This window comes from Pleomorphomonas carboxyditropha (assembly GCF_002770725.1).
In the GTDB taxonomy this organism is placed as follows: Bacteria; Pseudomonadota; Alphaproteobacteria; order Rhizobiales; family Pleomorphomonadaceae; genus Pleomorphomonas; species Pleomorphomonas carboxyditropha.
Genome location: NZ_NQVN01000005.1, coordinates 71,091 through 95,002 on the forward strand (window position 1 = coordinate 71,091; position 23,912 = coordinate 95,002).

Sequence of the window (23,912 nt, forward strand, 5' to 3'; positions counted from 1 at the left end):
TCTCGCGGCAAAATATCGGGCCGGGGCCATCGCCCCGGCTTTTTCTTTGCTATTCGCCGAGCCAGCGCAGCCAGCGGCCATGGAAGTCGCCGCGGGCGAGGACATGGTGCTCGCCGGAGGGGAACAGCGTGACGAGAAGGCCGGCGCCGGGGGTGCGGCCGTCCGCCTCGAGCCGCAGCCAGGCGAGCGGCGCCGCCTCGGCCGCCCTCAGCATCGCCGTCTGGATGCCGAGGCGCGCCGGGTCGGCGAGATATTGCCAGAAGATCGAATGCACCACGACGCGCAGCGCCCCGTCGGTCGGCGGCGCGGCCAGTTCGCGGGCGAGGAACTCCGCCGCGTCGGCCGCTTCCACTCGCTCGGGCCGGGCGGCGGCATGGTCGAGGGCGGCGACGAGGCGCGCCTTGCGCTCGGCCTGGTCGGCCCAGACGTAGGAGAGAAGGCGCGTCCGATGCTCGGGGTTGGTCGGATCGAGGGGCGACAGGTCGCAGGCCCCGCGGTGCACCACCTCGACCGCGCCGTCGAGGGGCGGAGGCGCGTCGCAGTCGGGAGACAGCTCGATCGGCGCCTTCGGATTGCCCCAGCGGGTGTCTCCGTAGCGATAGGCGTAGTCGTCCCAGTGAAGGTTGAGGCCGGCGCTGGCGCCGATCTCCAGAATGTCGAGCTTCGGCCCGAAGCGGCGGGCAAGCCACAGGAAGCCGGGCAGCAGCATGGCCGAGCGGCCGACCTCGTTGGTCTGCGGCGGGCTCATCAGGATGTCGTGGAGCTCATGGTCGTGCTGGGCGACGGCGGCGCCCACGGCGGCGGCGATCGCCTCGTCGGACGCCTCGGCCGGCGGATAGACGGCCGCCAGTCCGGCGTCGCGGCCGGTCAGCACCAGCCGGTGCAGGCCGCCGAACAGGCGCAGCGGCACCGCGTCCTCGCCGGCGTGGCCGTTCCAGGCGATGACGCGGCGGCCGGTCAGCGTCGTCCGGTCGACGAAGCGCGGCGCGAGGTCGGCGAGGCGGGCGGTGAACGGCGAGCCCATGGCGCGGCAGGCCTCGGCCTGACGGCGGAAATGGTCGAAGATGTCGCTCATTGCGGCTTGTCCCCCGGCGTTTTCCCGATTCCGGCCGCGACGATAACGATGGCGGCGCCCGATGACCAGCCCGCCCGCCGTCAAGCCGGTGTGAGGGGCGGTTGCCGGCTTCCGGTTCAAAAAACGTTCCTCCCGTCCGTCTCAGCCTTGCCCAAGCCAGCCGCATGGGGCAAGTAATGCAGGTGCGTAAGTATCGCTTTTCCGGGGGACTTTTGATCATGTCGCTGACGATTGCCGCTGTCACCCAGGCGGATGCCCACAAGCTGGCGCCGATCATCGCCGCCTATGCCCAGGCAATGAAGCGCGGAGCGCCGCGCCGCCCGGACGAATATTATGCCGAACTGCTCGCCGTCGATCCGGCGACGGAAGTGCTGGGCGCCTTCGTCGATGAAGAGCTGGTCGGCTTCGCCGTGTTCTTCGACCTGCCCGATACCATGTCCGGCCACCGGGTCGGCCATCTCGAGGATATCTACGTCCTGCCTGCCTTCCGCAACCGCGGCATCGGCCGCAAGTTCGTCGACGTTCTGAAGATCGAGGGCCAGAGCCGCGGCTGGGACCGCCTGCGCTGGGTGGTGCCGCCGCCGGTCGACGCCGCCGCCACCGGCCTGCCCACCGACACTGCGCTCTATGAAGAGATCGCCGCGCCGTCGACCTCCAGGCTCTACGACATCATCATCGACCCGCTGTCGCGCAAGTCCTGACGGTCTGCCCATAAAGCAAGCAGGCGCCGCCCAAGCTCAGGGCTTTCCCGGATGGGCGTTTCGCCCTTAAATGCGGTCGCGCCCGACGCGATCGCAGGGAGAGATGATGGCCGTCCTGACCAAGCTGACGCATGTCACCCGCTATGTCTATGACAAGCCGGTGGTTCTGTCTCCCCAGGTGGTGCGCCTCAGGCCGGCCCCGCACAGCCGCACCGCCGTGCCGGCCTATGCGCTGAAGGTCACGCCGGAGAACCACTTCGTCAACTGGCAGCAGGACCCGCACGGCAACTGGCTGGCCCGCTTCGTCTTCCCCGAGCCGGCCGCCGAATTCTCCGTCAGCGTCGACCTGCTCGCCGAAATGGCGGTCTACAACCCGTTCGACTTCTTCATCGAAGAGTATGCCGAGCATTGGCCGTTCACCTACGCGCCGGAGCTCGCCAAGGATCTGGCGCCCTTCCTCGAATGCGAGGGAGAGGGCGGGCTGTTCGAGGCCTACCTCACGACGATCCCGCGGGAGCGCACCCAGACCACCGATTTCGTCGTGGCGGTGAACCAGGCGCTGCACCGGCATGTCGCCTACGAGATCCGCCTGGAACCGGGCGTGCAAAGCCCGGAGGAGACGCTGTCGCGGCGCGCCGGCTCCTGCCGCGACAGCGGCTGGCTGCTGGTGCAATTGCTCCGCCGGCTCGGCCTCGCCGCCCGCTTCGTCTCCGGCTACCTCATCCAGCTCAAGCCCGACGTCAAGGCGCTGGACGGCCCGTCGGGCACCGAGGTCGACTTCACCGACCTGCACGCCTGGGCGGAGGTCTACATCCCCGGCGCCGGCTGGATCGGCCTCGATCCCACCTCGGGTCTTCTGACCGGCGAAAGCCATATTCCGCTCGCCGCCACGCCGCATTATCGCTCGGCGGCGCCGATCGTCGGCTCCTACAGCGCGCCGCCCGACACCAGGACCGAGTTCTTCTTCGACATGAAGATCGCCCGCATCGACGAGCGGCCGCGCGTCACCTGGCCGTTCTCGGACGAGGCCTGGGCGCGGCTCGACCGGCTGGGCGAAGCGGTGGACGCCGATCTCCAGGCCGGCGACGTCCGTCTCACCATGGGTGGCGAGCCGACCTTCGTTGCCATCGACGACTATCAGTCCGACGAGTGGAACACCGCCGCCGTCGGTCCGACCAAGCGGGGCCTTGCCGACGAGCTGATTCGCCGCCTCGCCGCCTGTTTCGCGCCGGGCGGCTTCCTGCATTACGGCCAGGGCAAATGGTATCCGGGCGAAAGCCTGCCGCGCTGGACCTTCTCGCTCTACTGGCGCAAGGACGGCAAGCCGATCTGGCGCAACCTCGACCTCGTGGCGCCCGAGCGCCAGCCGGCGCCGGCCGACGCCGAGGCGGCCTGCGCGCTGGCCCGCGGCGTCGCCCGCCGGCTCGGCGTGCCCGGCCGCTGCGCCGTTGCCGCCTACGAGGATCCGGCCCATTGGATCCTGAAGGAAGCGGAACTGCCGGACAATGTCAGCGCCGAGGACAGCAAGCTCGACGATCCGGAGGCGCGGGCGCGCATCGCCCGGGTGTTCGAACGGGGCCTCGGCGCGCCCAGCGCCTACGTGCTGCCGGTGCAGCACTGGCAGGGAGCGGCGGGCGCCAACTGGCTGTCGGAAGTCTGGAGTTTCCGGCGCGGCAAGCTCTACCTGATCCCCGGCGATTCGCCGGCCGGCTTCCGCCTGCCGCTCGCCTCGCTGCCGTGGGTGCCGCCGGCCGCCTATCCGTTCCACGTCGACCGCGACCTGATGGGCGAGCTGCCCGACCTGCCGGACCCGGACGAACTTTCGCGCGTCTACGAGCATTCGCGCGAGCCGGCGCCCAACGATCCGCGCGTCGCCCAGTGGATGGCCGATGGCGGCGCGGTGCGCACGGCGCTGAGCGTCGAGCCGAGGGACGGCCGGCTCTGCGTGTTCATGCCGCCGATGGCCGGCGCCGACGACTATCTGGAACTGCTGGCCGCCGTCGAATCCACGGCCGAGGATCTCGGCCTGCCGGTCCACATCGAGGGCTATGCGCCGCCGCACGATCCGCGCCTCAACGTCATCCGCGTGGCGCCCGACCCCGGCGTCATCGAGGTCAACATCCATCCGGCCGCCGGCTGGCGGGATTGCGTCGCCATCACCTCGGCCGTCTACGAGGAGGCGCGGCTCTCCCGCCTCGGCACCGACAAGTTCATGATCGACGGCCGCCACACCGGCACCGGCGGCGGCAACCACGTGGTGGTCGGCGGCGCAAGCCCGGCCGACAGCCCGTTCCTGCGCCGGCCCGATCTTCTGAAAAGCCTCGTCCTCTACTGGCAGCGGCATCCGTCGCTCAGCTACCTGTTCTCAGGCCTGTTCATCGGCCCGACCAGCCAGGCGCCGCGCGTCGACGAGGCGCGGCAGGATGCCCTCTACGAGCTGGAGATCGCGCTCGCCCAGGTGCCGGCGCCCGGCGAGGGACCGGCGCCCTTGCCCTGGCTGGTCGACCGGCTGTTCCGCAACCTTCTGACCGACGTCACCGGCAATACCCATCGCTCGGAAATCTGCATCGACAAGCTGTTCTCGCCGGATGGGCCGACGGGGCGGCTGGGTCTCGTCGAGTTCCGCTCCTTCGAGATGCCGCCGGACGCCCGCATGTCGCTCGCCCAGCAACTCCTGCTGCGCGCTTTGATCGCCTGGTTCTGGAAGGAACCGCTCGAGGGCAGCTTCACGCGCCACGGCACGGCGCTGTTCGACCGCTTCATGCTGGAGCATTTCGTCTGGCAGGACTTCCTGGAAGTGATCGCCGACCTCGACCGGGCCGGCTATCCGATGGAGCCGGTCTGGTACGACGCCCAGCGCGAGTTCCGCTTTCCCTATTTCGGCACCGTCAGCCGGCAGGGCGTGTCGCTGGAACTCCGGGGCGCGCTCGAACCCTGGCACGTCACCGGCGAGCAGGGGGCGATCGGCGGCACCGTGCGCTTCGTCGACAGCTCGGTCGAACGGCTGCAGGCGCGCGTCTCCGGCTTCGATCCGGCCCGCCACGTGCTGGCCTGCAACGGCCGGCGCGTGCCGCTCGCCGCCACCGGCCGCAACGGCAGCCATGTCGGCGGCGTCCGCTTCAAGGCCTGGCAGCCGGCGAACGGCATCCATCCGGCGCTGCCGGTCAACGCACCGCTGACCTTCGAGATCGTCGACCGCTGGTCGAAGCGCTCGCTCGGCGGCGCCACCTATTTCGTCGCCCATCCCGGCGGCCGCAACTACGAGACCTTCCCGGTCAACGCCTACGAGGCCGAGGCGCGGCGGCTCGCCCGCTTCCAGGATTTCGGCCATTCGCAGGGGACGGTGGACCTGCCGGCCGAGGAGGTGCCCGGCGAATTCCCGACGACGCTCGACCTGCGGCGGCCGCCGGGCGTCTGAACGGATGCCGGCCGGCGAGCATCTTGGCGATGCCGCGCCGGTCTGCTTAACTCGTAGTCTCGCCGTCCACTTCGGAAACCCGATGAGCCAGCTCCAGCCAGATCCGATCGCCGCCGGACAGACCGCCGGGCCTGATGCCGGACTTGGCCTGCTGACGCGGGGCTATTGGCCGCTCGCCGGGACCTACGACGAGATGATGGCGCCGGACGGCACGCTGCGTGGCCCCTGGCCGGCCTTTCTCAGGCGGCTCGCCGAGCTCGGCGAGGAGGGGGTGCGCGAGGCCTTCGCCGGCGCCGAGCAGCAGCTCAGGAACTCCGGCGTGTTCTTCCGCGTCTACGACGATCCGGCCGGCGCCGAGCGGCCGTGGCCGCTGACGCCGGTGCCGCTTCTCGTCTCGCAGTCGGAATGGGCGGCGCTGTCGGCCGGCGCCGTCCAGCGCGCCCGCCTCGCCGAGGCGCTGCTCGCCGACGTCTACGGTGCGGGCCGGCTCGCCCGCGACGGCATCCTGCCGGCCGCCGCCATCGCCGGCAGCCCGGATTTCCTGCGGCCGCTGGTCGGCGTCGAGCCTAAGGGCGGCCGCTTCCTGCGCTTCTTCGCCGTCGACCTCGGCCGGGGGCCGGACGGCCGCTGGTGGGTGCTCAGCGATCGGGCGCAGGCGCCGTCGGGCGCCGGCTACGCGCTGGAAAACCGCCTGGCGGTGACGCGGGCGCTGCCGGAGGTGGCGCGCGGCCTCAACGTCGAGCGGCTCGCGCCGTTCTTCCAGGCGTTCCGCGACGACCTCGCCGCCCTCAACGCCGGCGCCGATGCGCGGGTCGGCCTGCTCACCCCCGGCCGCCTCAACGAGACCTATTTCGAGCACGCCTATCTCGCCCGCTACCTCGGCTTCCTGCTGGTGGAGGGCGGCGACCTGACGGTGCGCGGCGATGCGGTCTACGTGCGCACCGTGTCCGGCCTCAAGCGCATCGACGCGCTGTGGCGGCGCCTCGACGGCGATTTCGCCGATCCCCTGGAGCTGCGCACCGCTTCGGCGCTCGGCGTGCCGGGCCTCGTGCAGGCGGTGCGGGCCGGCCGCGTCGACGTCACCAACGCGCTCGGCTCCGGCGTCGCCGAATCGCGGGCGCTGATGGGCTTCATGCCGGCGCTCTGCCGGCATCTGCTCGGCGAGGAGCTGACGCTGCCCAACCTCGCCACCTGGTGGTGCGGACAGGAGAGCGAACGCCGGGCGGTGCTGGACGGCTTCGACAGGATGGCCATCGCCTCCGCCTTTTCCGGGCCGCTGCCGGGGCTTCCCTTCTGGAGCAAGCTCGGCGCGGCGATGAGCGAAAGCGAGCGGCAGGTGGCGCGGGCGTTGATCGAGACGCGCGGCCTCGACGTGGTCGGCCAGGAGAACGTCGGTCTCTCCACCATGCCGGTGTGGGACGGCGGCCGTCTCAAGCCCAAGCCCTTCGTGCTGCGCCTGTTCGTGGCGGCGGTCGGCGACCGCGACTGGACGGTGCTGCCCGGCGGCTTCTGCCGCATCTCCGGGGCGAACGACGCCCATCTCGTGTCGATGCAGCAGGGGGCGGAGACGGCCGACGTCTGGGTGCTGTCCGATGCCCCCGTCAAGCAGACTTCCCTGCTGCCGCAGCCGGACCGCGTCGCCATCCGCCGCTCCACCGGCACGCTGCCGTCGCGCTCGGCCGACAATCTCTACTGGCTGGCCCGCTATCTCGAACGGGCGGAAGGGACGCTGCGCCTCCTGCGGGCGCTGATCAACCGGCTGGTGGAGGCCGGCGGCGATGCCGACCAGCCGATCGTCCGGCTGCTGATCGAGCACCTGCGCTTCATCGGCACCATCGAGGCCGAGCGCGAGGGCTCGCCGATCGACCTCGTCGCCGCCGCCCTCAGCGATCCGGCCTCGCCTTCCGGCCTGCCGGCGCTGACCGGCGCGGCGCGCGCCGCCGGTTCGGCCATCCGCGACCGGCTGGCGCCGGACGCCTTCCGGGCGGTGACCGAGATCGCCGTCCTGTTCGAGACCATCGGCCGGCAGCGGCTGACGCCGGCCCAGATGCTCGACGAGGTCAACCACGGCCTTCGCCGCATCGCCGCCTTCGCCGGTCTCGCCGCCGAGAACATGAACCGGGCCATGGGCTGGCGCTTCCTCGACCTCGGCCGGCGCATCGAGCGGGGGCTCGCCACGGCGGCCGTCGTCCGCCGCTTCGCCCTCGATGCGCCGTCGACCGAGGCGCTCGACCTGGCGCTCGAGGCGGGCGATAGCCAGATCACCTACCGCTGGCGCTACGTCATGCGGCCGGCGCCGCTGCCGGTGATCGACCTTCTGATGCTCGACGACGCCAATCCGCGCTCCATCGCCTTCCAGACGGCGCGCATCGTCGAGCATCTCGAGGCGCTGCCGGCCACCCGGCTCGACGGCCGGCCGGTGGAACTGCTGCGCCTTGCCCGCAAGCTCGACGCCCGCCTCGCCAATACCGCCGCCGAGAAGATCGACACGCGCGACATCGACCGGATCACCGGCCGGCTGCTGCGGCTGTCCGGCCTCGTCACCGACCGCTTCTTCACCCAGCGCCCCAGCGAGGCGCGGCCGGAGGAGCTCGAATGATCTACGAGCTCAGCCAGGAAACCCGCTACGTCTACACGGCGGAGGTCCCCTATTCGAGCCACGTCGCCCGCCTGCTGCCGGTGGACCGCAGGGGACAGACGGTGCGGCAGGCGATGCTTTTCATCGCGCCCGTCCCGGCCGAGCGGCGGGAGACCACCGATTTCTTCGGCAACCGCCTCTGTCATTTCGCCCTCGACCGGCCGCACGACGAATTGCTGGTCCGCCTCGAAGCCGAGGTGGAGGTGGCGCCGGCCGAACCCTATCTCGCCGCGCTGACGCCCCCCGCCGAGGAGGTGCGGGCCTTGGCGGCGGCGAGCGGCGACCCCGGCGCCGATTCCCCGGTGCACGGCCTCTTTCCGTCGCCGTCGGTGCCGCTCGACACGGCCGTCAGCCGCTACGCGGCGCTGTCCTTTCCGGCGCGGCGGCCGGTGCTCGACGGCGCCATCGATCTCATGAAGCGGATCAAGGCCGATTTCGCCTACGTGCCCGGCGCCACCGATGCCGACACCAGCCCGTCCGACGCCTTCATCGCCCGTAAGGGCGTCTGCCAGGATTTCGCCCACGTGATGATCGCCGGCCTCAGGGGGCTCGCGCTGCCGGCCCGCTACGTCTCCGGCTATCTCCGCACCGAACCGCCGCCGGGCAAGCAGCGGCTCGAAGGCGCCGACGCCACGCATGCCTGGGTGGAGGTGTGGTGCGGCGACGAGGCCGGCTGGGTGGGGCTCGATCCCACCAACGGCATAGCGGCCGGCGAGGACCACCTCATCCTGGCCATCGGCCGCGACTATTCCGACGTGTCGCCGCTCGACGGCGTCATCGTGGCGTCCGGCGCCCACAGCCTGACGGTGGCGGTCGACGTCATTCCCCTGTCCGGTCCGCCCGGAAAGAGGCTGCTCCGGGCGGTGGAGTGAGGTCTCATCCCTTCGCGAAATCGAGGCAGGCGGCGAGCACGGCCCGGAGCGTCCCGCGTGTCGGCGCGGCGAAGTCCGCATCGAAGGCGACCGGCCAATCGGCTTCGGTGACTGCTCCCATGGGCTCGCGGATATAGCCGCGGCAGGCGAGCTCCATCTGCAACGCGTGGACGCCGTTCTCCGGCCGGCCGTAGTGGCGGGTGATGTAGCCGCCCTTGAAGCGACCGTCGACCACATGGCTGCGGCCGGAGGCGGCGATGATGTCGGCGACGCGCGCCATCAGCGCCGGATCGGCCGACGCGCCGCTGTTGGTGCCGAGGTTGAAGACGGGTAGTTTGCCGGCAAATAATCTGGGAATGGCGGAACGGATGGAATGGCAGTCGTAGACGACGATGCGCTCATGTAGGTTACGTAGCCGGCTAATTTCGTCCGCCAAAGCCTTGTGGTAAGGCCGGTAGAAGGTGTCGATGCGCGCCTCGATCTCCTTGGCGTCCGGCTCCTCGCCCTGATGATAGAGCGCTTCGCCGTCGAAGGTTTCAACGGGGCAGAGGCCGGTGGTGGCCTGCCCCGGATAGAGCGAGACGCCGGTCGGATCGCGGTTGAGGTCGATCACCGTGCGCGACCAGTGGGCGCGGACGATGGTGGCATCGAGGTCCGCCGCGAAGGCGTAGAGCTCGCCGATCCACCAGTCGGCGTCCTTGCGGGCCAGCCAGGGCGAGACGAGCCGCGTCTCGATGTCCTCGGGAATCGCCGTGCCGACATGCGGCAGGGAAAGGACGAGCGGCGCCGCGCCGTGCCGGATGACCGGGTCCGCCGCGCCGCTCATGCCTGCACCAGCGCCGGCAGGAGGTCGTTGCCGAGGACGGCGGCGAGCCGGCCGGAGGTGACGAGGCGGGTGGCCGCCTCGATGTCCGGCGCGAAATGCCGGTCGTCGGCAAGCGGCGGCACGTCGGCGCGCAGCAGGTGAATCGCGGCGGTGAGCGGCGTCGAGGTGCCGAGCGGCGCGTGGAAGCCGATGCCCTGGGCGGCGGCGAGATATTCGATGCCGATGACGTGGGCGGCATTGCTCGCCATGCCCCGGAGGCGGCGGGCGCCATGGGCGGCCATCGAGACGTGGTCTTCCTGGTTGGCCGATGTCGGGATGGAATCGACCGAGGCCGGATGGGCCATCTGCTTGTTTTCCGAGACGAGGGCGGCCGCCGTCACCTGCGGGATCATGAAGCCGGAGTTGAGGCCGGGCTTCGGCGTCAGGAAGGCCGGCAGGCCGCTGAGCGCCGGATCGACCAGCATGGCGACGCGCCGCTCGGCCAGCGAGCCGATCTCGCAGAGGGCGAGGGCGATGATGTCGGCGGCGAATGCCACCGGCTCGGCGTGGAAGTTGCCGCCGGAGATCACCTCGCCGGTGTCGGTGAACACCAGCGGATTGTCGGAAACGCCGTTGGCCTCGTCGCTCAGCGTGGCCGCCGCCTGGCGCAGTAGGTCGAGGCAGGCGCCCATCACCTGCGGCTGGCAGCGCAGGCAGTAGGGGTCCTGCACGCGGCCGTGGTCGTCGAGATGCGAGGCGCGGATGGCCGAACCCGACAGCAGGGCGCGCAGGCTGGCCGCGACGTCGATCTGGCCCTTGTGGCGGCGCAGGACATGGATGCGCGGATCGAACGGACCGTCGGAGCCCATGGCGGCATCGACGGAGAGCGCGCCGGTGACCAGCGCCGCCTGAAACACGCGCTCGGCCTCGAACAGGCCGGCCAGCGCCAGCGCCGTCGACACCTGGGTGCCGTTGAGCAGCGCCAGCCCTTCCTTGGGGCCGAGGACGAGCGGCTTGAGGCCGTTCGCTTCCAGCGCCGCGGCGGCGTCGACCGGCCGTCCGTCGACGAACACCTGGCCGACGCCCATCAGCGCCGCCGTCATGTGGGCGAGCGGCGCGAGGTCGCCGGAAGCGCCGACCGAACCCTGGCCGGGAATGACCGGGATCAGGCCGCGTTCGAGGCAGGCGCCGAGATGAACCAGCGTGTCCCAGCGCACGCCGGAGGCGCCCTGGGCGAGGCTCGCCAGCTTCAGCGCCATGATCAGCCGGACGACGGCTATCGGCAGCGGCTCGCCGACGCCGGCGGCGTGCGATAGCACGATGTTGCGCTGCAGCGTTTCGAGGTCGGCGGCGTCGATGCGCACCGAGGCGAGCTTGCCGAAGCCGGTATTGACGCCGTAGACCGGATCGCCCTTGCCGATGATCGCTTCGATGGCGGCGGCCGCCTTGTCGACCGGACCGCGCGCGGCGGCATCGATGGTCGCGCCGTCGCCGAAGTAGACGGCGCGCCAGACCGACAGCGGCACCTCGCCGGGCACGAGGCGATGGAGGATCGGAGTGTCTTTCATTCACCTCTCCAGTAGCGGGCGGCGAGCGGGTTGAAGCCCATGCGGTAGACGAGTTCGGCCGGGCGTTCGACGTCCCAGACGGCGAGATCGCACCATTTGCCTTCCTCGATCGATCCGGTCTCGCCGGCAAGGCCGAGGGCGGCGGCGGCGTGGATGGTCATGCCGGCCAGGCACTCGGCCACCGTCAGGCGGAACAGCGTCGCCGCCATGTTCATGACGAGCAGCGGCGAGGTCAGCGGCGAGGTGCCGGGGTTGCAATCGGTGGCGATGGCGATGCGGGTGCCGTGCTTGCGGAACAGATCGACCGGCGGCACCCTGGTCTCGCGGATGAAATAGAAGGCGCCGGGCAACAGCACGGCGACGGTGCCGGCGGCGGCCATGGCGGCGGCGCCCGCCTCGTCGGTGTGCTCGAGATGATCGGCCGACAGCGCGCCGTGGCGAGCGGCGAGCGCCGCGCCGCCGAGGTCGGACAACTGGTCGGCGTGCAGCCGCACCTTGAAACCCAGGCGGCGGGCGGCCGAGAACAGTTCGTCCACCTCGTCGGGCGAGAAGGCGATCGCCTCGCAGAAGGCATCGACGCAGTCGGCCAGCCCTTCGGCGGCGATGGCCGGCAGCATGTTGTCGCGAACGAGCGCCAGATAGCCGGCGCGGTCGTCGCGGAATTCGGTCGGCAGCGCGTGGGCGCCGAGGAAGCTGGTGCTGACCGTCACCTTTCGCTCGCTGGCAAGGCGGCGGGCGGCGCGCAACTGGGCGCGCTCGCTGTCGAGATCGAGGCCGTAGCCGGACTTGACCTCGACGGTGGTGACGCCCTCGGCGATCAGGTGATCGAGGCGGGGCAGGGCGCTTGCCAGAAGACCGTCCTCGCCGGCCGACCGGGTGGCCGTGACGGTCGAGACGATGCCGCCGCCGGCGCGGGCGATCTCCTCGTAGCTGGCGCCGGCGAGGCGCAGCTCGAATTCGTGGGCGCGGTCGCCGCCGTGCACGAGGTGAGTGTGGCAGTCGATGAGGCCCGGCGTCACCAGCCGTCCCTCGAGGTCGATCGTCTCGGCATCGGAAGCCGTCGCCGGCAGGCCGGCCTCGGGACCGGCATAGGCGATGCGGCCGTTGACGGCGAGGATCGCCGCCCACTCCACCGGCGCAATACTGGCGGGATCGGCCATCGTGACGAGGCGGGCGTTGCGGAACAGGCGGGCAGCCATGTCGGTACCTGAGGTGGATGTCGTTCCCATATGTATAGACAACCTCGATGGTGATGCAAGCCATTGGCAAGGGCATCATGGGAGACGGCAGCCGGCTTGCGCAAGACAGCCGCGCGAAATCCGAATGGGCCATCGAAAATCGGTATTACCTCTATGGACATCATAGCCCGGAAATGCTGCATTGCCGGCCGCATCGTCCGGCTGCTCCAGAAGGGCCGGAAAGTCCTGTTTTTGCCGGAGTTCCCCGCATGCCGCCGCTCGCTCTCTTCAGTCTCGAAGGCCGCAGGGCGCTGGTGACCGGGGCGAGCCGGGGCATCGGCCGGGCGCTTGCCGAGGCGCTGGCCGGCGCGGGTGCCGACGTCGCGATAACCGCCCGCGACGCGGCGTCGCTCGAGGAAACCGTTGCCGCCATCGCGGCGCTCGGCCGGCGCGCCGTGCCGCTCGCTCACGACGTGCGCGATGTCGCCGGCAGCCGGTCGGTCGTCGAGAAGGCTGCCAACGGGCTCGGCGGGCTCGACATCCTCGTCAACAACGCCGGCTACGAGGAAGTGACGCCGTCGCTCGACATCGAGGAGGAGGTGTGGGACCGGGTGGTCGACACCAACCTCAAGGGCGCCTTCTTCGTGGCGCAGGCGGCGGCACGGCAGATGCAAGCCGCCGGGCGGGGCGGCGCCATCGTCAACCTCGCCTCGCTGACCAGCTATGTCGGCGTGCCGACCGCCGTGCCCTACGGCTCGTCGAAGGCCGGCATTGTCGGCATGACGCACGCGCTGGCCACCGAATGGGCCGGCCTCGGCATCCGCGTCAACGCCGTGGCGCCCGGCTATTTCCGCACGGCGATGACCGACGTTTTCTACCGCGACGATGGCTGGCAGACCTCGATGCTCGGCAAGATTCCGCTCGGTCGCTTCGGGGCGCTCGGCGACCTGGCCGGCACGGTGATCTTCCTCACTTCCGACGCCTCCGCCTACGTCACCGGCCAGTGCATTCCGGTGGATGGCGGCTATCTTGCCTCAATTTGAGGCATGCTTAAAAATACCTCGGACGGCGGGTGACGACCTGTCTAGAGATGTATATGGTACTGCGGCGCCTCCGGACGGCAGGGGATCGGAAGCGCGGCGAATTCGAGAGTCAGAGAGTAAGGGGATGACGGAAACGATAGCAGCCGGCACGCCGTTCGCGGTGTCGGTCCGCGACGTCAACATGGTGTTCGACGGCGTGCACGCGGTGCGCGACGCCACGTTCGACCTGGAAAGGGGGCGGTTCCTCACCATTCTCGGCCCGTCGGGCTCGGGCAAGACGACGCTGCTCCGGATGATCGCCGGCTTCGGCAAGCCGACCTCCGGCGAGGTGTTCATCAACGGCCTTGCCGTCGGCAGCGTGCCGCCGCACAGGCGGTCGATCGGCATGGTGTTCCAGAAGCTCGCGCTGTTCCCGCACATGACGGCGGCCGAGAACGTCGCCTTCCCCTTGCGCATGCGCCGCTTCGACGCGCGCACCATCCCCGACCGGGTGCAGCGGTATCTCGACCTCGTCAAGCTCGGCAGGCTCGGCGACCGCCGCATCCACGAGCTTTCCGGCGGCCAGCAGCAGCGCGTCGCCATCGCCCGCGCCCTGGTGTTCGAGCCGGACCTGTTGCTGCTCGACGAGCCGCTGGCGGCGCTGGACCGCAAGCTGCGCGAGGAGATGCAGCTCGAATTCCGCCGCATCCAGCGCGAGCTCGACGTCACCACCATCAACGTCACCCACGACCAGCGCGAGGCGCTGGTGGTGTCCGACGAGATCATCGTCATGGACCACGGCCGCATCCAGCAGAAGGCGCGGCCGGAAGCCACCTACCGCCAGCCGAACAACGCCTTCGTCGCCAATTTCATCGGCGTCACCAACTTCATCGAGGGCACTGTGGCGAGCGTCGACGGCGAGCGGATCGCCTTCGAGCGTGCCGGTTTCGCCGGCCGGACTGGCAACGGATTCCGCCCGACGGCCGGTGCCTCCGCTCGCGGGGCGCTCCGGGCCGAGCAGATCCGCATCGCCGGTGGCCGCGAGGCGCTGGGCGACGTCGATACCGTGGTCGACGGCACGGTCACCGACGCCATCTTCGAGGGCGAGCGCGTCGTCTACGAGGTGGCGGTGGCCGATCTCGGCGAAGCGACGCTCCGCGTCTTCGACCATGACCCCGTGGCCCATAGCCAGCACGACGTCGGATCGGCGGTTGCGCTGGGATGGAACGTGAAGGATGTGCTGGTCTTCGGGGATTGAGCCGACCGGCGCGTAAGCATCGGACCGCAAAATGGAAGCCGGTCTTCGGGCGATCCGATGCGGGAAAAAAAGAAACAGAGCCAGAGGAGAACGACAATGACTGGATCGACCAAGCCTCCCTTCAATTTCGGCCGTCGCCGTTTCCTGCAGGACGTCGGCCTTGCCGGCGCCGCCGGCCTCGTCGGCATGCCGTTCGGCCGCGCCTTCGCCGCCGAGCCGGAGAAGCCCAAGGAAATCATCGTCCGCGCCTGGGGCGGTTCCTGGGTCGACAGCCTGAAGAAGGGCGTCTCCGACCCCTTCACCAAGGCGACCGGCATCGCCGTCCGTCACGACCTCACCGAGGACAACGAGATCCAGCCCAAGCTGTGGGCCGCCGCGGCGCAAAAGCGCGTGCCGCCGATCCACGTCAACTGGGACACGACCACCAACGCCACCAAGTCGGCGCTGCGCGGCGTGACCGAAGACCTGTCCGACCTTTCCAACCTGGCGGGCGTGACCGAACTCGCCAAGCCGGTCGGCCTCGACGGCTATCCGATCGTCAACACCTACGGCTACGTCTACGTGCTGGCCTATCGTCCGGGCGCCTTCCCGGACGGCGCGCCGAAGTCGTGGAAGGACCTGCTCGACCCGAAGTTCAAGGGCCGCATCGCCCTCTACAACGACGGCATCGGCTTCCATTTCCCGGCGCAGGTGGCCGGCGGCGGCAAGCTCGAGGACATCCCCGACAACATGCAGCCGGCCTGGGACTTCATCGCCAAGATCAAGGAACAGGCACCGCTGCTCGGCGAGGACCCGGACTTCACCGCCTGGTTCCAGAAGGGCGAGATCGACGCGGCCTGCACCATCTCCACCAATGCCCGCGAAGCCAAGGCCAACGGCGTCGACATCGCCTGGACGGTGCCGGAAGAGGGCGCCAAATACGACACCGACGGCCTGTGGATTCCCAAGGGCCTGCCGGAGAACGAACTCTACTGGGCCAAGCAGTACATCAACTTCGCCATCACCAAGGAAGCGCAGCAAGTCTGGCTCGACGGCCTCGGCCTGCCGGGCGTGGTGCCGGGCGTCACGCCGCCGGCCGACCTCGTCGGCGACCCGTCCTACCCGACCACCGAAGCCGACTTCGGCAAGCTGATCCGCATCTCCTCCAAGGTGCAGGTCGAGCACGAGAGCGAGTGGTTCGGCAAGTTCAAGGAAATCATGCAGGGCTGATCGCCCTTCCTGTTTCATCAGGGTCCGCCGCTCCGAAGCGGCGGACCGCCTTTCGAGAAAACTAGCCTGAACAATGCGCCCGAGCCGCACATCCTATCCCCTGTCCTGGCGACTGATGGACGCCCTCGAAGCGATCGCCGCCGCCGTCTGGCCGCGCAGCTTCTCGGCGGCCGTGCCCTGGCTGATGCTGTTGCCGGCCGTCGTGCTGGTCGGGCTGCTGGTTCTCGGCCTCTGGGACATGGCCGATGGTTCGTTCCGGACGCTGGATACGGCGACCTTCCTGCCGTCCGACGATTATTCGCTGGCGAACTATCACCGCGCCTTCACCGAGAGGCTGTTCTTCACGGTGGCGAGCCGCAGCCTGATCGGTTCGCTGATCGTCACGGCGATCACGCTCTTTCTCGCCTTTCCCTATTCCTACGTCATGGTGCGCACCCGCTCGGCCGCCTTGCGCAAGTTCCTGCTGATCGCCCTGTTCCTGCCGTTCTTCATCGGCCAGGTGGTGCGCGCCTACGGCTGGCTGATCATTCTTGGCTCGCAGGGCATGGTCAACGAGGCGCTCGGCCTGGTCGGCGTATCGCCGATACGCCTCCTCTATAATTATCCGGCGGTGCTGTTCGGCCTCGTGCAGTACATGCTGCCGTTCGCCGTGCTGATGCTGGCGCCGGCGCTCACAGCAATACCCGAGGAGATGGAATCGGCGGCCGGTTCGCTCGGCGCCAACTGGGTGAGGACCTTCCTCCACGTGGTGCTGCCGCTCGCCAAGCCGGGCTTCATCGGCGCCGGCCTGGTGGTGCTGACGCTGTCGCTCACCGATTTCGCCATCCCGGCCATCCTCGGCGGCGGCTCGCAGGACTTCATCGCCAACGCCATCTACGACCAGTTCTTCCGGACCTCCGATCAGGGCATGGGCGCAACGCTGGCGCTGCTCCTGGTGGCCGTCGGCTCGATGATGGTCGGCGTGGTGTTCGCGCTGTTCGGGGCCGGCACGCTGGCCATGGGGAGGTCGAAATGAAGGGCGACCGTTCCAAGGCCGTGACGCTCTGGACCTTCGTCACCATCGCGCTGGTCATGCTGTCGGCGCCGACGCTGGTGGTGCTGGGCGCCTCGTTCACGGCCGGCAACATGATCACCTTTCCGCCCGAGGGCCTGTCGCTCAAGTGGTACGCGGCGATCGCCGGCGCCACCGACCTGCGCGACGCCTTCCTGCGCTCGGTGATCGTCGCCACCATCTGCACGGCGATCTCCATCCCCACCGGAACGCTGGCCGGCATCGCGCTGGCGAAATATCGCGTGCGCTTCGCCTGGGGCGTGCAGGTCTACCTGCTGCTGCCGTTCACCGTGCCGCTGATCGGCTCGGGCATCGGCCTGATGCTGATCTTCGGCAAGTGGGGGCTGCTAGGCCAGCTCTGGCCGGTGGGCATCGCCTGCGCGGTGATCAACCTGCCGTTCATGATCTGGGCGGTGACGGCCAGCGCCGCCAGCCTCGACCCGGATCTGGAGCTGGCCGCCGCCAACTGCGGCGCGCCGCCGCTGTCCACCTTCCTGGCGGTGACGGTGCCGGCGGTGACGCCCGGCATCATCACCGGCGCGCTCCTGATGTTCATCCTGGCGCTCAACGAGTTCCTGGTGTCGCTGCTGCTGGTCGACGCGCGCATCGTCACGCTGCCGGTGCAGATCTACAATTCCATCCGCTCCATCATCACCCCCGACCTCGCCGCCATCTCCGTGGTGTTCATCGCCGTCGCCGCCATCGCCATCGCGCTGCTCGACTGGCTGGTCGGGCTGGACATTTTCCTGAAATCGAAATGAGTGCGCGCCAAGCGCCCTTCCGAGGATCGCAACCATGACCGACGTTTCCTTCCACGACTATGCCAAGCTCGACGCGGCGGGCCGCGCGGCCCTGCTCAAGCGCTCGGAAACCGACCTCACCTTCTTCCTCGACAAGGTCGGGCCGATCATCGAGGCGGTGAAGACGGAAGGCGACGCGGCGCTCCATCGCTTTGCCCGCGACCTCGACAAGTCGGAGGTCAAGCCCGGCGCGCTGAAGGCGAGCGAGGCCGAGTTCGATGCCGCCTTCAAGGCCGTCGAGCCGGAGGTGGTGGAGGCGATCCGCTACGGCATCGACAATATCCGCCGCTTCCACGAAGAGCAGAAGCCGGAGGCGATGTGGCTGAAGGAGATCCGCCCCGGCGCCTTCGCCGGCGACCGGGTGACGCCGATCAAGTCGGTGGCGCTCTACATTCCGCGCGGCAAGGGCGCCTTCCCGTCGGTGACCATGATGACGGCGGTGCCGGCGGTGGTGGCCGGCGTGCCGAAGCTGGCCATCGTCACGCCGCCGACGCCCGATGGTTCGGTCGACGCGGCGACGCTGGTCGCCGCCCGTCTCGCCGGCGTCGAGACGGTCTACAAGGTCGGCGGCGCGCAGGCTGTGGCCGCCGTCGCCTTCGGCACCGAGACGGTGAAGCCGGCGTTGAAGATCGTCGGCCCCGGCAGCCCGTGGGTGGTGGCGGCCAAGCGCCTTCTCTCCGGCGTCATCGACGCCGGCTTGCCGGCCGGGCCATCGGAAGCGATCATTTTCGCCGACGATACGGTGCATGGCGGTCTCGCCGCCCTCGACGTGCTGATCGAGGCCGAGCATGGCCCGGATTCGTCGGCCTATATCGTCACCCATTCGCGCCGCGTCGCCGAGGAGGCGCTGGCCGCGCTGCCCGAGCATTGGGCGCGCATGACGCCGCAGCGCGTCGAGTTCTCGAAGAAGGTGCTGGGCGGCGCCTTCGGCGGCATCATCCTGACCTCGTCGGTCGAGGAGAGCCATGCCTTCGTCAACGCCTATGCGCCGGAGCATCTGGAGATCCTCTCCACCGACCCCTACGCCCATCTCGGCAAGATCACCGAGGCGGCGGAGATCCTGATGGGTCCCTATACGCCGGTCTCCATCGCCAATTTCGGCCTCGGCCCCAACGCCGTGCTGCCGACCAGCCGCTGGGCGCGCACCTGGGGACCGCTGTCGGTGTTCGACTTCGTCAAGCGGTCGTCGGTCGGCTATGTCACGGCGTCCGCCTATCCGGAGCTGGCGCATACCGCCCGGGTGCTCGCCCGCTACGAGGGCTTCTCGTCGCACGAGCATGCGGTGTCGGCGGTGCGCGACGCCTATCTCAAGGGCTGAGCGATGAAGGCCGTCCGCCTCTATGCCGCCGGCGACCTCAGGGTCGAGGATATCGCGCCGCCACCGGCCCCACGGGCCGGCGAAGTGCGGCTGACCGTGACGGCGGCCGGCATCTGCGGCTCCGACCTTCACAACTTCCGCACCGGCGCCTGGATCAGCCGGTCGCCGTCGGTGGCCGGGCATGAGTTCGCCGGCAGGGTGGCGGCACTCGGCGAAGGCGTCGATGGCTTGGCGTTGGGCGATGCGGTGGTGGCCGATTCGCGCGTCACCTGCGGCGTCTGCGCCGCTTGCCGCGATGGCCGTCCGAACGTCTGCGAAAAGCTCGGCTTCGTCGGCGAGGTCTGCGACGGCGGCTTTGCCGAGGAAGCGGTGCTGCCGGCCTCGCTGCTCATCAAGGCGCCCGACGATGCCGATGCGGCGGCGCTGGCCATGGCCGAGCCGTTGGCCGTGGCGCTGCATGCGGTCAGGCGCCTTGCCGCTCCGGCAGGATCGCCGGTGCTGATCGCCGGCTGCGGACCGATCGGCGGCCTCGCGGCGCTGCTGCTGTCCGAACGGCATGATGGGCCTTTGTTCGTTGCCGACCGCAACGCCGCTCGGGCCGGACGCGTCGCCGAGGTGACGGGTGCCCGGATCACCGAGCTCACGGCGGAAGCCGTTGCCGGGGTGCTTGGCGGCGCGCCGCTGCTGGCCGCGCTGGACGCCACCGGTCATCCCGGCGTGATCGGCACGCTGGTCGATCTCGTTGCGCCGGGCGGTATCTTGGCGCTGGTCGGCATTGGCCACGGCAGCCTGGCCGTCGATCCGGTGCGGCTGGTCGAGCGGGAGATCACGCTCGCCGGCTGCCACGCCTTTACCGACGAGTTGCCGCAGGCGGTGGCGCTGATGCCGGCGCTTCAGCATCGTCTGCTGGCGCTGGTCGACGAGACCATCGATCTCGACGGCGTGCCGGCCGCTTACGAGCGCCTTCTGGCCGGCCGGTCGGTTGGCCTCAAGACGATCATCCAGCCGAGGCGAGCATGACCTCACCGAGCCGCACCGCCGAGATCCGGCGTCTCGCCGCGACGGACGAGGGCGCGGCCGTCGCCGCGCTGGCGGCGCTGTTCGCCGACCTGTTCGGCCTCTCGGCCGAGGGCGTCGCCATCAACCGCGACCAGTACAGCCTCAACTCGCTGAACGGCTTCTTCTCGGCCGGCGGCGCCGACTATTTCTTCAAGTTCCATCAGGAGGACGGTGAGGAGGCGATGACCGGCGAATATTATCGCGCCGACATCCTCGCCCGGGCCGGCCTGCCGGTGGACATGCCGGTGTTCGTTTCCAACCTGCCGGGCGAGCAGGTGCTGGTCTACCGCCGTCGCTCCGATCCCCGCTTTTCCGATGTGCTGCGGGCGCTCGATATCGCCGGCCTCGAAGGCCGGCGCGACCTCGCCGGCGAGGCGGATGCGGTCGCCGCCGAACGCGGTCTCGATGCGGCGATCGCGCGCGTCTATCTCGACAGCCTGCATCCGGTCACCGTGAGCGAGGCGGCGGCCGAGCCGATCCACCGCCTGTTCCACGACCGCCTGGTCGACATGCCCGGCCGGCGCTTTTCCGGCGGCCGGCTTGCCGGCTTCTATCTCGGCAAGACGGTGCGCCTGCCGGGCGCCGAACTCGACTGGGACGATTTCGCGGCTCGGCGCATCGTGGTCAACGGCCGGGCCTACCGCCGGACGATCGGCGAGTTGTTCGCGGCGGCCGGCGCGCGGCTGCGGCCGGATCTGCTCGCCGATGCCGGCGGCGTGGTGGCGCATGGCGACGCCCACAACGCCAATGTCTGGTACGGTCGGGGGGCGGACGAACCGGCGCTCAGCTTCTACGATCCGGCCTTTGCCGGCGCGCATGTGCCGGCGCTGATCGCCGAGGTGAAGGCCACCTTCCACAACGTGTTCGCCCACCCGCTCTGGCTCTACGATCCGGCCGAGGCGACGCGGCGGTTTTCGGCCTCGGCGCGGCCCGGCGACGGCATCCTCGCCATCGATACCGACTGGGCGCCGACGCCGGTGCGGCGGGCGCTTCTCGCCGCCAAGGCGGAGCTGGTGTGGAAGCCGCTGCTTTCCACGCTCAAGGCGCGCGGCCTGCTGCCGGCCGACTGGCGGCAGGTGATTCGCCTGGCGCTGTTCCTCTGCCCGACGCTGGTGATGAATCTGAGGGCCGGCGCGGCGACGCATACCGAGACGTCCTCGGCCATCGCCTTTGCGGTCTCCGTCATGGCTGGCAGCGAGCCGGACATGGGCGAAGACGACATCACCGCCTTTCTCGACGCCATCGATCCGGATCGGTAGGCGCAAAGCAAAGGGAGCGGCGCCGGTGGGCGTCCGCTCCCTCGATTTGGCAGGAAGGCGCCGGTCGCGGCGGCGCCTTCCGAAAAGCTGTCAGCCTCAGGCGGCAGCCGGCATGCACGAGCCCGACGGGCAGACTTCGGCGCACTGCTGCGTGTCGAAGTGGCCTTCGCACTCGGTGCACTTCTTGGCGTTAATCGAATAGACCTTGCCCTTGTGGCTGATCGCCTTGTTGGGGCATTCGTCTTCGCAAGCGCCGCAGGAGGTGCAGGTGTCGGTGTCGATCATATAGGCCATGGGTGTCACTCCTCTTGGTTGTCCAACGGGGCCGCGGCTGTCCGTTTTATGTGCGGCTCCGATCCCAGGTCGCCGGAGCAAGTGGTTCGCGCCCTTGCTCTGGCTCCAGTTTTCGCGCATTTGCGCCGTCCGAAAAGTCTGCAACTTTCCGGATGACCGTCCTCAGCGTTCCGTGCAGGAAAGGCAGGGGTCGATGCTGTTGACGATCATGGCGATGTCCGCGACCTTGGCGTCCTGCAGCATGAAGCGCAGGCTGTCCCAGTTCATGAAGGTCGGCACGCGCCACTTGACGCGCTCGGGCTGCGGGGTGTCGTTGGTGCGGAGGTAGTAGATCACCTCGCCGCGCGGCGCCTCGCTGCGGGTCACCGCCTGTCCGGGCGGGATGTCCGGGCGGTCGTTGATGTTGACCGGGCCGCCGGGCAGATCGCGCAGGCAGACGCGCAGCAGGTCGATCGAGGTCAGGATCTCCTCGAGACGGACCATGGCGCGCGACCAGACGTCGCCGTCGGTCAGCGAGTGCACCACCAGCGGCAGCCGGTCGTAGGCGGCATACGGCGCTTCGCGGCGCACGTCATAGTCGACGCCGGAGGCGCGGGCCACCGGGCCGACGACGCCGCAGGTGATGGCCTCGGCATGGGTGAGCACGCCCACGCCCTTGGTGCGGCGCAGGATGGAGCCGTTGGTCTTGAAGGTCTTGATGATGTCCTTGGTCTCGGCCTCGATCTTGTCGAGGGCGCCCTTGATGTAGGCGATCGACTTGTCGTCGAGGTCGTAACGGACGCCGCCGATGCACATGGCGCCGATGTCCTGACGGTTGCCGAAGATCGACTCCAGCATGTCCTGGCCGATCTCGCGCACCTGCATCATGTGCATGAAGTAGGTCTCGTAGCCGACGAGGTGCACCAGGAGCGCCACGTTGAACAGGTGCGAGGTGACGCGCTTCATTTCGTCGGCGACGGTGCGCAGATAAATGCCGCGCTCGGGCACCTCGATGCCGGCGATCTTCTCGGCCGCCATGGCGAAGGTCTGCGGATGGCTGTTGGAGCACAGCGAGCAGATACGCTCGGTCAGCACCACGTTCTGGTACATCGTCCGCTTGGTGGTCAGGTACTCGATGCCGCGGTGGGCGTGACCGGCGTTGATGTCGATGTGGCTGACGGTCTCGCCCTGCACGTCGATCTTGAAGTACATCGGCTCCTCGAGGGCCACATGCAGCGGGCCGACGGGAATGCTGAAGGTCTCGGGTACGTTGTGCGTGCTCATGCTGCACCCTTCTTTCCGGCGAGGAGGCGTTCCCACAGGCCCTTGGTGCTGGCGGCGTTGACCAGCGTCGAGAACGGAATCAGCCGCTCGAGAACGGCGCCGTCGACCGAGGCGTCGAGGAACAGGCGGCGCGGATCGGGATGGTCGGTCACCTTGACGGCGTAGAGCTCCATCATCTCGCGCTCGTGCCAGTCGGCATTGCGGAACAGCGGCGTCAGCGAGGCGATGCTGCCGCCCTGCGGCACGTAGGCGATGACGGTCAGGGCGTCGCCGGCGATGTCGAAGTGATAGTCGATCTCGTAGGAGGTGCCGTCGAGCGGCGTGCCACCGAACGACTTCGGCGTCTCCTTGGGCTCGGTCTCGGCCTTCTCCTCGCCGTCCTCATCATCCTCGTCCTCGTCTTCCTCCTCCTCTTCGGGAGCGGAGGGCTGGGCGCAGGTGATCATCGAGAGGCGCGCGCCCATCTCCTTGAGAAGGGTGGCGACCGGCGACAGATCGGCGGCGCTGGCTAGGCCCAGCCAGGCGACGGTGACGCCGTACTGGTCGGTTTCGGCCGAGAACTCAACGCCGGCCGGGGCCGCGGCGGTGAGGCGGGCTTCCAGGTCTTGCGGTAGGCGGCTCATGCTGGGACCTTCCGGTTCTTGAGATACTTGGCGCGGCACTTGGGGCAGCGCGCGCGCAGCTCAGTATATTCCTCGGCGCTGAGCGGCGGCTTGGCATTCTTGATCACCGGCGCCGTATTCAGCGCGGTGGCGCCACACTCGACGCACTTCTGGTTGGGAATCAGGCCGTGCTCCACCATGTCGAATTTGTCGGCGTTGACGTGGGAGAGGTCCCAGTCGTTGGTCTGATGGATGGCGTCCGTCGGGCAATAGAATTCGCAATTGCCGCAGAACACGCAGGTGTTGTGCCAGCAGTCGAAGGTCATGCCGTCGGGCGTTTTGGCGAAGCGGATGGCATTGGCCGGGCAGACGCGCTCGCAGATGCGGCAGCCCTCGCAATGGTCGGCGTTGAACTCGATGCGGCCGCGCAGACGCTCGGGCGTGAAGGCCGGTCCCAGAGGGAAGGCCTCGGTCTGAGGGCCCTGCTTCAGGTTGCGGGCGAAAATCGTCAGGAAGTTCATC

The 23,912-nt window shown here is 69.3% G+C and carries 20 protein-coding genes; 12 read left to right on the forward strand and 8 right to left on the reverse strand.

Going from position 1 to position 23,912, the window contains the following annotated elements; all coding sequences use genetic code 11:
• Positions 1-49 precede the first annotated feature (49 nt).
• Positions 50-1,075 carry a DUF2332 domain-containing protein gene (locus CJ014_RS10555; protein ID WP_100080444.1) on the reverse strand — a complete coding sequence of 342 codons (1,026 nt, stop codon included), beginning with the start codon at positions 1,073-1,075 and terminating at the stop codon, positions 50-52.
• Positions 1,076-1,293: 218 nt separating this feature from the next.
• Here CJ014_RS10555 and CJ014_RS10560 point away from each other — a divergent pair, with 218 nt between their 5' ends.
• From CJ014_RS10560 to CJ014_RS10575, 4 genes are all read left to right on the forward strand, one after another.
• A complete protein-coding gene (locus CJ014_RS10560) occupies positions 1,294-1,776 on the forward strand; it encodes a GNAT family N-acetyltransferase (RefSeq protein ID WP_100080445.1) in 483 nt (160 codons plus the stop codon).
• A 106-nt stretch (positions 1,777-1,882) separates the two neighbouring features.
• Positions 1,883-5,194 (forward strand): transglutaminase family protein, encoded by a 3,312-nt coding sequence (locus CJ014_RS10565; RefSeq protein ID WP_100080446.1) that lies wholly within the window; start codon positions 1,883-1,885, stop codon positions 5,192-5,194.
• An 82-nt stretch (positions 5,195-5,276) separates the two neighbouring features.
• A complete protein-coding gene (locus CJ014_RS10570; RefSeq protein WP_245427249.1) occupies positions 5,277-7,793 on the forward strand; it encodes a circularly permuted type 2 ATP-grasp protein in 2,517 nt (838 codons plus the stop codon).
• Entirely contained in the window at positions 7,790-8,704 is a 915-nt protein-coding gene (locus CJ014_RS10575) for a transglutaminase family protein (protein ID WP_100080447.1), read from the forward strand. The genes CJ014_RS10570 and CJ014_RS10575 overlap by 4 nt, the downstream gene beginning before the upstream one ends.
• 4 nt (positions 8,705-8,708) lie before the next feature.
• Here CJ014_RS10575 and hutG read toward each other — a convergent pair whose 3' ends face one another.
• From hutG to hutI, 3 genes are read right to left on the reverse strand one after another with little or no spacing between them, the layout of a single operon-like run.
• Positions 8,709-9,530, reverse strand: a complete 822-nt coding sequence (hutG, locus tag CJ014_RS10580; RefSeq protein ID WP_100080448.1) for an N-formylglutamate deformylase — start codon at positions 9,528-9,530, stop codon at positions 8,709-8,711.
• Positions 9,527-11,077, reverse strand: coding sequence for a histidine ammonia-lyase (hutH, locus tag CJ014_RS10585; protein WP_100080449.1), 1,551 nt, complete (start codon positions 11,075-11,077; stop codon positions 9,527-9,529). The genes hutG and hutH overlap by 4 nt, the downstream gene beginning before the upstream one ends.
• On the reverse strand, positions 11,074-12,276 hold the full coding sequence (hutI, locus tag CJ014_RS10590) for an imidazolonepropionase (RefSeq protein WP_100080450.1): 1,203 nt from the start codon (positions 12,274-12,276) through the stop codon (positions 11,074-11,076). The genes hutH and hutI overlap by 4 nt, the downstream gene beginning before the upstream one ends.
• A 248-nt stretch (positions 12,277-12,524) precedes the next feature.
• Between hutI and CJ014_RS10595 the strand changes: the two genes are divergently transcribed.
• The 8 genes from CJ014_RS10595 (at position 12,525) to CJ014_RS10630 (ending at position 21,231) form a co-directional block, all read left to right on the forward strand.
• Positions 12,525-13,298 (forward strand): SDR family NAD(P)-dependent oxidoreductase, encoded by a 774-nt coding sequence (locus CJ014_RS10595; protein WP_100080451.1) that lies wholly within the window; start codon positions 12,525-12,527, stop codon positions 13,296-13,298.
• Positions 13,299-13,422: 124 nt separating this feature from the next.
• Complete coding sequence (locus CJ014_RS10600; RefSeq protein WP_245427251.1) at positions 13,423-14,535, forward strand: ABC transporter ATP-binding protein; 1,113 nt, start codon at positions 13,423-13,425, stop codon at positions 14,533-14,535.
• A gap of 96 nt (positions 14,536-14,631) precedes the next feature.
• Positions 14,632-15,744, forward strand: a complete 1,113-nt coding sequence (locus CJ014_RS10605) for an ABC transporter substrate-binding protein (RefSeq protein ID WP_100080452.1) — start codon at positions 14,632-14,634, stop codon at positions 15,742-15,744.
• 73 nt (positions 15,745-15,817) lie between these two features.
• A complete protein-coding gene (locus CJ014_RS10610) occupies positions 15,818-16,759 on the forward strand; it encodes an ABC transporter permease (RefSeq protein WP_100080453.1) in 942 nt (313 codons plus the stop codon).
• Complete coding sequence (locus CJ014_RS10615; RefSeq protein ID WP_100080454.1) at positions 16,756-17,556, forward strand: ABC transporter permease; 801 nt, start codon at positions 16,756-16,758, stop codon at positions 17,554-17,556. The genes CJ014_RS10610 and CJ014_RS10615 overlap by 4 nt, the downstream gene beginning before the upstream one ends.
• 34 nt (positions 17,557-17,590) lie before the next feature.
• On the forward strand, positions 17,591-18,913 hold the full coding sequence (gene hisD / locus CJ014_RS10620) for a histidinol dehydrogenase (protein WP_100080455.1): 1,323 nt from the start codon (positions 17,591-17,593) through the stop codon (positions 18,911-18,913).
• 3 nt (positions 18,914-18,916) lie between these two features.
• On the forward strand, positions 18,917-19,933 hold the full coding sequence (locus CJ014_RS10625) for a zinc-dependent alcohol dehydrogenase (protein WP_100080456.1): 1,017 nt from the start codon (positions 18,917-18,919) through the stop codon (positions 19,931-19,933).
• Positions 19,930-21,231, forward strand: a complete 1,302-nt coding sequence (locus tag CJ014_RS10630) for a hypothetical protein (RefSeq protein WP_100080457.1) — start codon at positions 19,930-19,932, stop codon at positions 21,229-21,231. The genes CJ014_RS10625 and CJ014_RS10630 overlap by 4 nt, the downstream gene beginning before the upstream one ends.
• Positions 21,232-21,327: 96 nt before the next feature.
• On the opposite strand, the gene CJ014_RS10635 is transcribed toward CJ014_RS10630, so the two are convergent.
• The 4 genes from CJ014_RS10635 to CJ014_RS10650 form a co-directional block, all read right to left on the reverse strand.
• Positions 21,328-21,525 (reverse strand): 4Fe-4S dicluster domain-containing protein, encoded by a 198-nt coding sequence (locus CJ014_RS10635; RefSeq protein ID WP_100080458.1) that lies wholly within the window; start codon positions 21,523-21,525, stop codon positions 21,328-21,330.
• Positions 21,526-21,687: 162 nt separating this feature from the next.
• The gene (locus tag CJ014_RS10640; RefSeq protein WP_100080459.1) at positions 21,688-22,788 is read right to left on the reverse strand and encodes a hydrogenase large subunit; all 1,101 of its coding nucleotides are present in this window, start codon (positions 22,786-22,788) and stop codon (positions 21,688-21,690) included.
• Positions 22,785-23,411 (reverse strand): NADH-quinone oxidoreductase subunit C, encoded by a 627-nt coding sequence (locus CJ014_RS10645; protein ID WP_100080460.1) that lies wholly within the window; start codon positions 23,409-23,411, stop codon positions 22,785-22,787. Before CJ014_RS10645 ends, CJ014_RS10640 begins: the two co-directional genes overlap by 4 nt.
• Positions 23,408-23,911 carry a 4Fe-4S binding protein gene (locus CJ014_RS10650; protein ID WP_100080461.1) on the reverse strand — a complete coding sequence of 168 codons (504 nt, stop codon included), beginning with the start codon at positions 23,909-23,911 and terminating at the stop codon, positions 23,408-23,410. Before CJ014_RS10650 ends, CJ014_RS10645 begins: the two co-directional genes overlap by 4 nt.
• Position 23,912: the final 1 nt, after the last annotated feature.

Bases quoted from the DNA above. Each gene is read 5' to 3' on its own strand.
- CJ014_RS10555 (WP_100080444.1), bottom strand. From the start codon at position 1,075: ATGAGCGACATCTTCGACCATTTCCGCCGTCAGGCCGAGGCCTGCCGC.
- CJ014_RS10560 (WP_100080445.1), top strand. From the start codon at position 1,294: ATGTCGCTGACGATTGCCGCTGTCACCCAGGCGGATGCCCACAAGCTG.
- CJ014_RS10565 (WP_100080446.1), top strand. From the start codon at position 1,883: ATGGCCGTCCTGACCAAGCTGACGCATGTCACCCGCTATGTCTATGAC.
- CJ014_RS10570 (WP_245427249.1), top strand. From the start codon at position 5,277: ATGAGCCAGCTCCAGCCAGATCCGATCGCCGCCGGACAGACCGCCGGG.
- CJ014_RS10575 (WP_100080447.1), top strand. From the start codon at position 7,790: ATGATCTACGAGCTCAGCCAGGAAACCCGCTACGTCTACACGGCGGAG.
- hutG (WP_100080448.1), bottom strand. From the start codon at position 9,530: ATGAGCGGCGCGGCGGACCCGGTCATCCGGCACGGCGCGGCGCCGCTC.
- hutH (WP_100080449.1), bottom strand. From the start codon at position 11,077: ATGAAAGACACTCCGATCCTCCATCGCCTCGTGCCCGGCGAGGTGCCG.
- hutI (WP_100080450.1), bottom strand. From the start codon at position 12,276: ATGGCTGCCCGCCTGTTCCGCAACGCCCGCCTCGTCACGATGGCCGAT.
- CJ014_RS10595 (WP_100080451.1), top strand. From the start codon at position 12,525: ATGCCGCCGCTCGCTCTCTTCAGTCTCGAAGGCCGCAGGGCGCTGGTG.
- CJ014_RS10600 (WP_245427251.1), top strand. From the start codon at position 13,423: ATGACGGAAACGATAGCAGCCGGCACGCCGTTCGCGGTGTCGGTCCGC.
- CJ014_RS10605 (WP_100080452.1), top strand. From the start codon at position 14,632: ATGACTGGATCGACCAAGCCTCCCTTCAATTTCGGCCGTCGCCGTTTC.
- CJ014_RS10610 (WP_100080453.1), top strand. From the start codon at position 15,818: ATGCGCCCGAGCCGCACATCCTATCCCCTGTCCTGGCGACTGATGGAC.
- CJ014_RS10615 (WP_100080454.1), top strand. From the start codon at position 16,756: ATGAAGGGCGACCGTTCCAAGGCCGTGACGCTCTGGACCTTCGTCACC.
- hisD (WP_100080455.1), top strand. From the start codon at position 17,591: ATGACCGACGTTTCCTTCCACGACTATGCCAAGCTCGACGCGGCGGGC.
- CJ014_RS10625 (WP_100080456.1), top strand. From the start codon at position 18,917: ATGAAGGCCGTCCGCCTCTATGCCGCCGGCGACCTCAGGGTCGAGGAT.
- CJ014_RS10630 (WP_100080457.1), top strand. From the start codon at position 19,930: ATGACCTCACCGAGCCGCACCGCCGAGATCCGGCGTCTCGCCGCGACG.
- CJ014_RS10635 (WP_100080458.1), bottom strand. From the start codon at position 21,525: ATGGCCTATATGATCGACACCGACACCTGCACCTCCTGCGGCGCTTGC.
- CJ014_RS10640 (WP_100080459.1), bottom strand. From the start codon at position 22,788: ATGAGCACGCACAACGTACCCGAGACCTTCAGCATTCCCGTCGGCCCG.
- CJ014_RS10645 (WP_100080460.1), bottom strand. From the start codon at position 23,411: ATGAGCCGCCTACCGCAAGACCTGGAAGCCCGCCTCACCGCCGCGGCC.
- CJ014_RS10650 (WP_100080461.1), bottom strand. From the start codon at position 23,911: ATGAACTTCCTGACGATTTTCGCCCGCAACCTGAAGCAGGGCCCTCAG.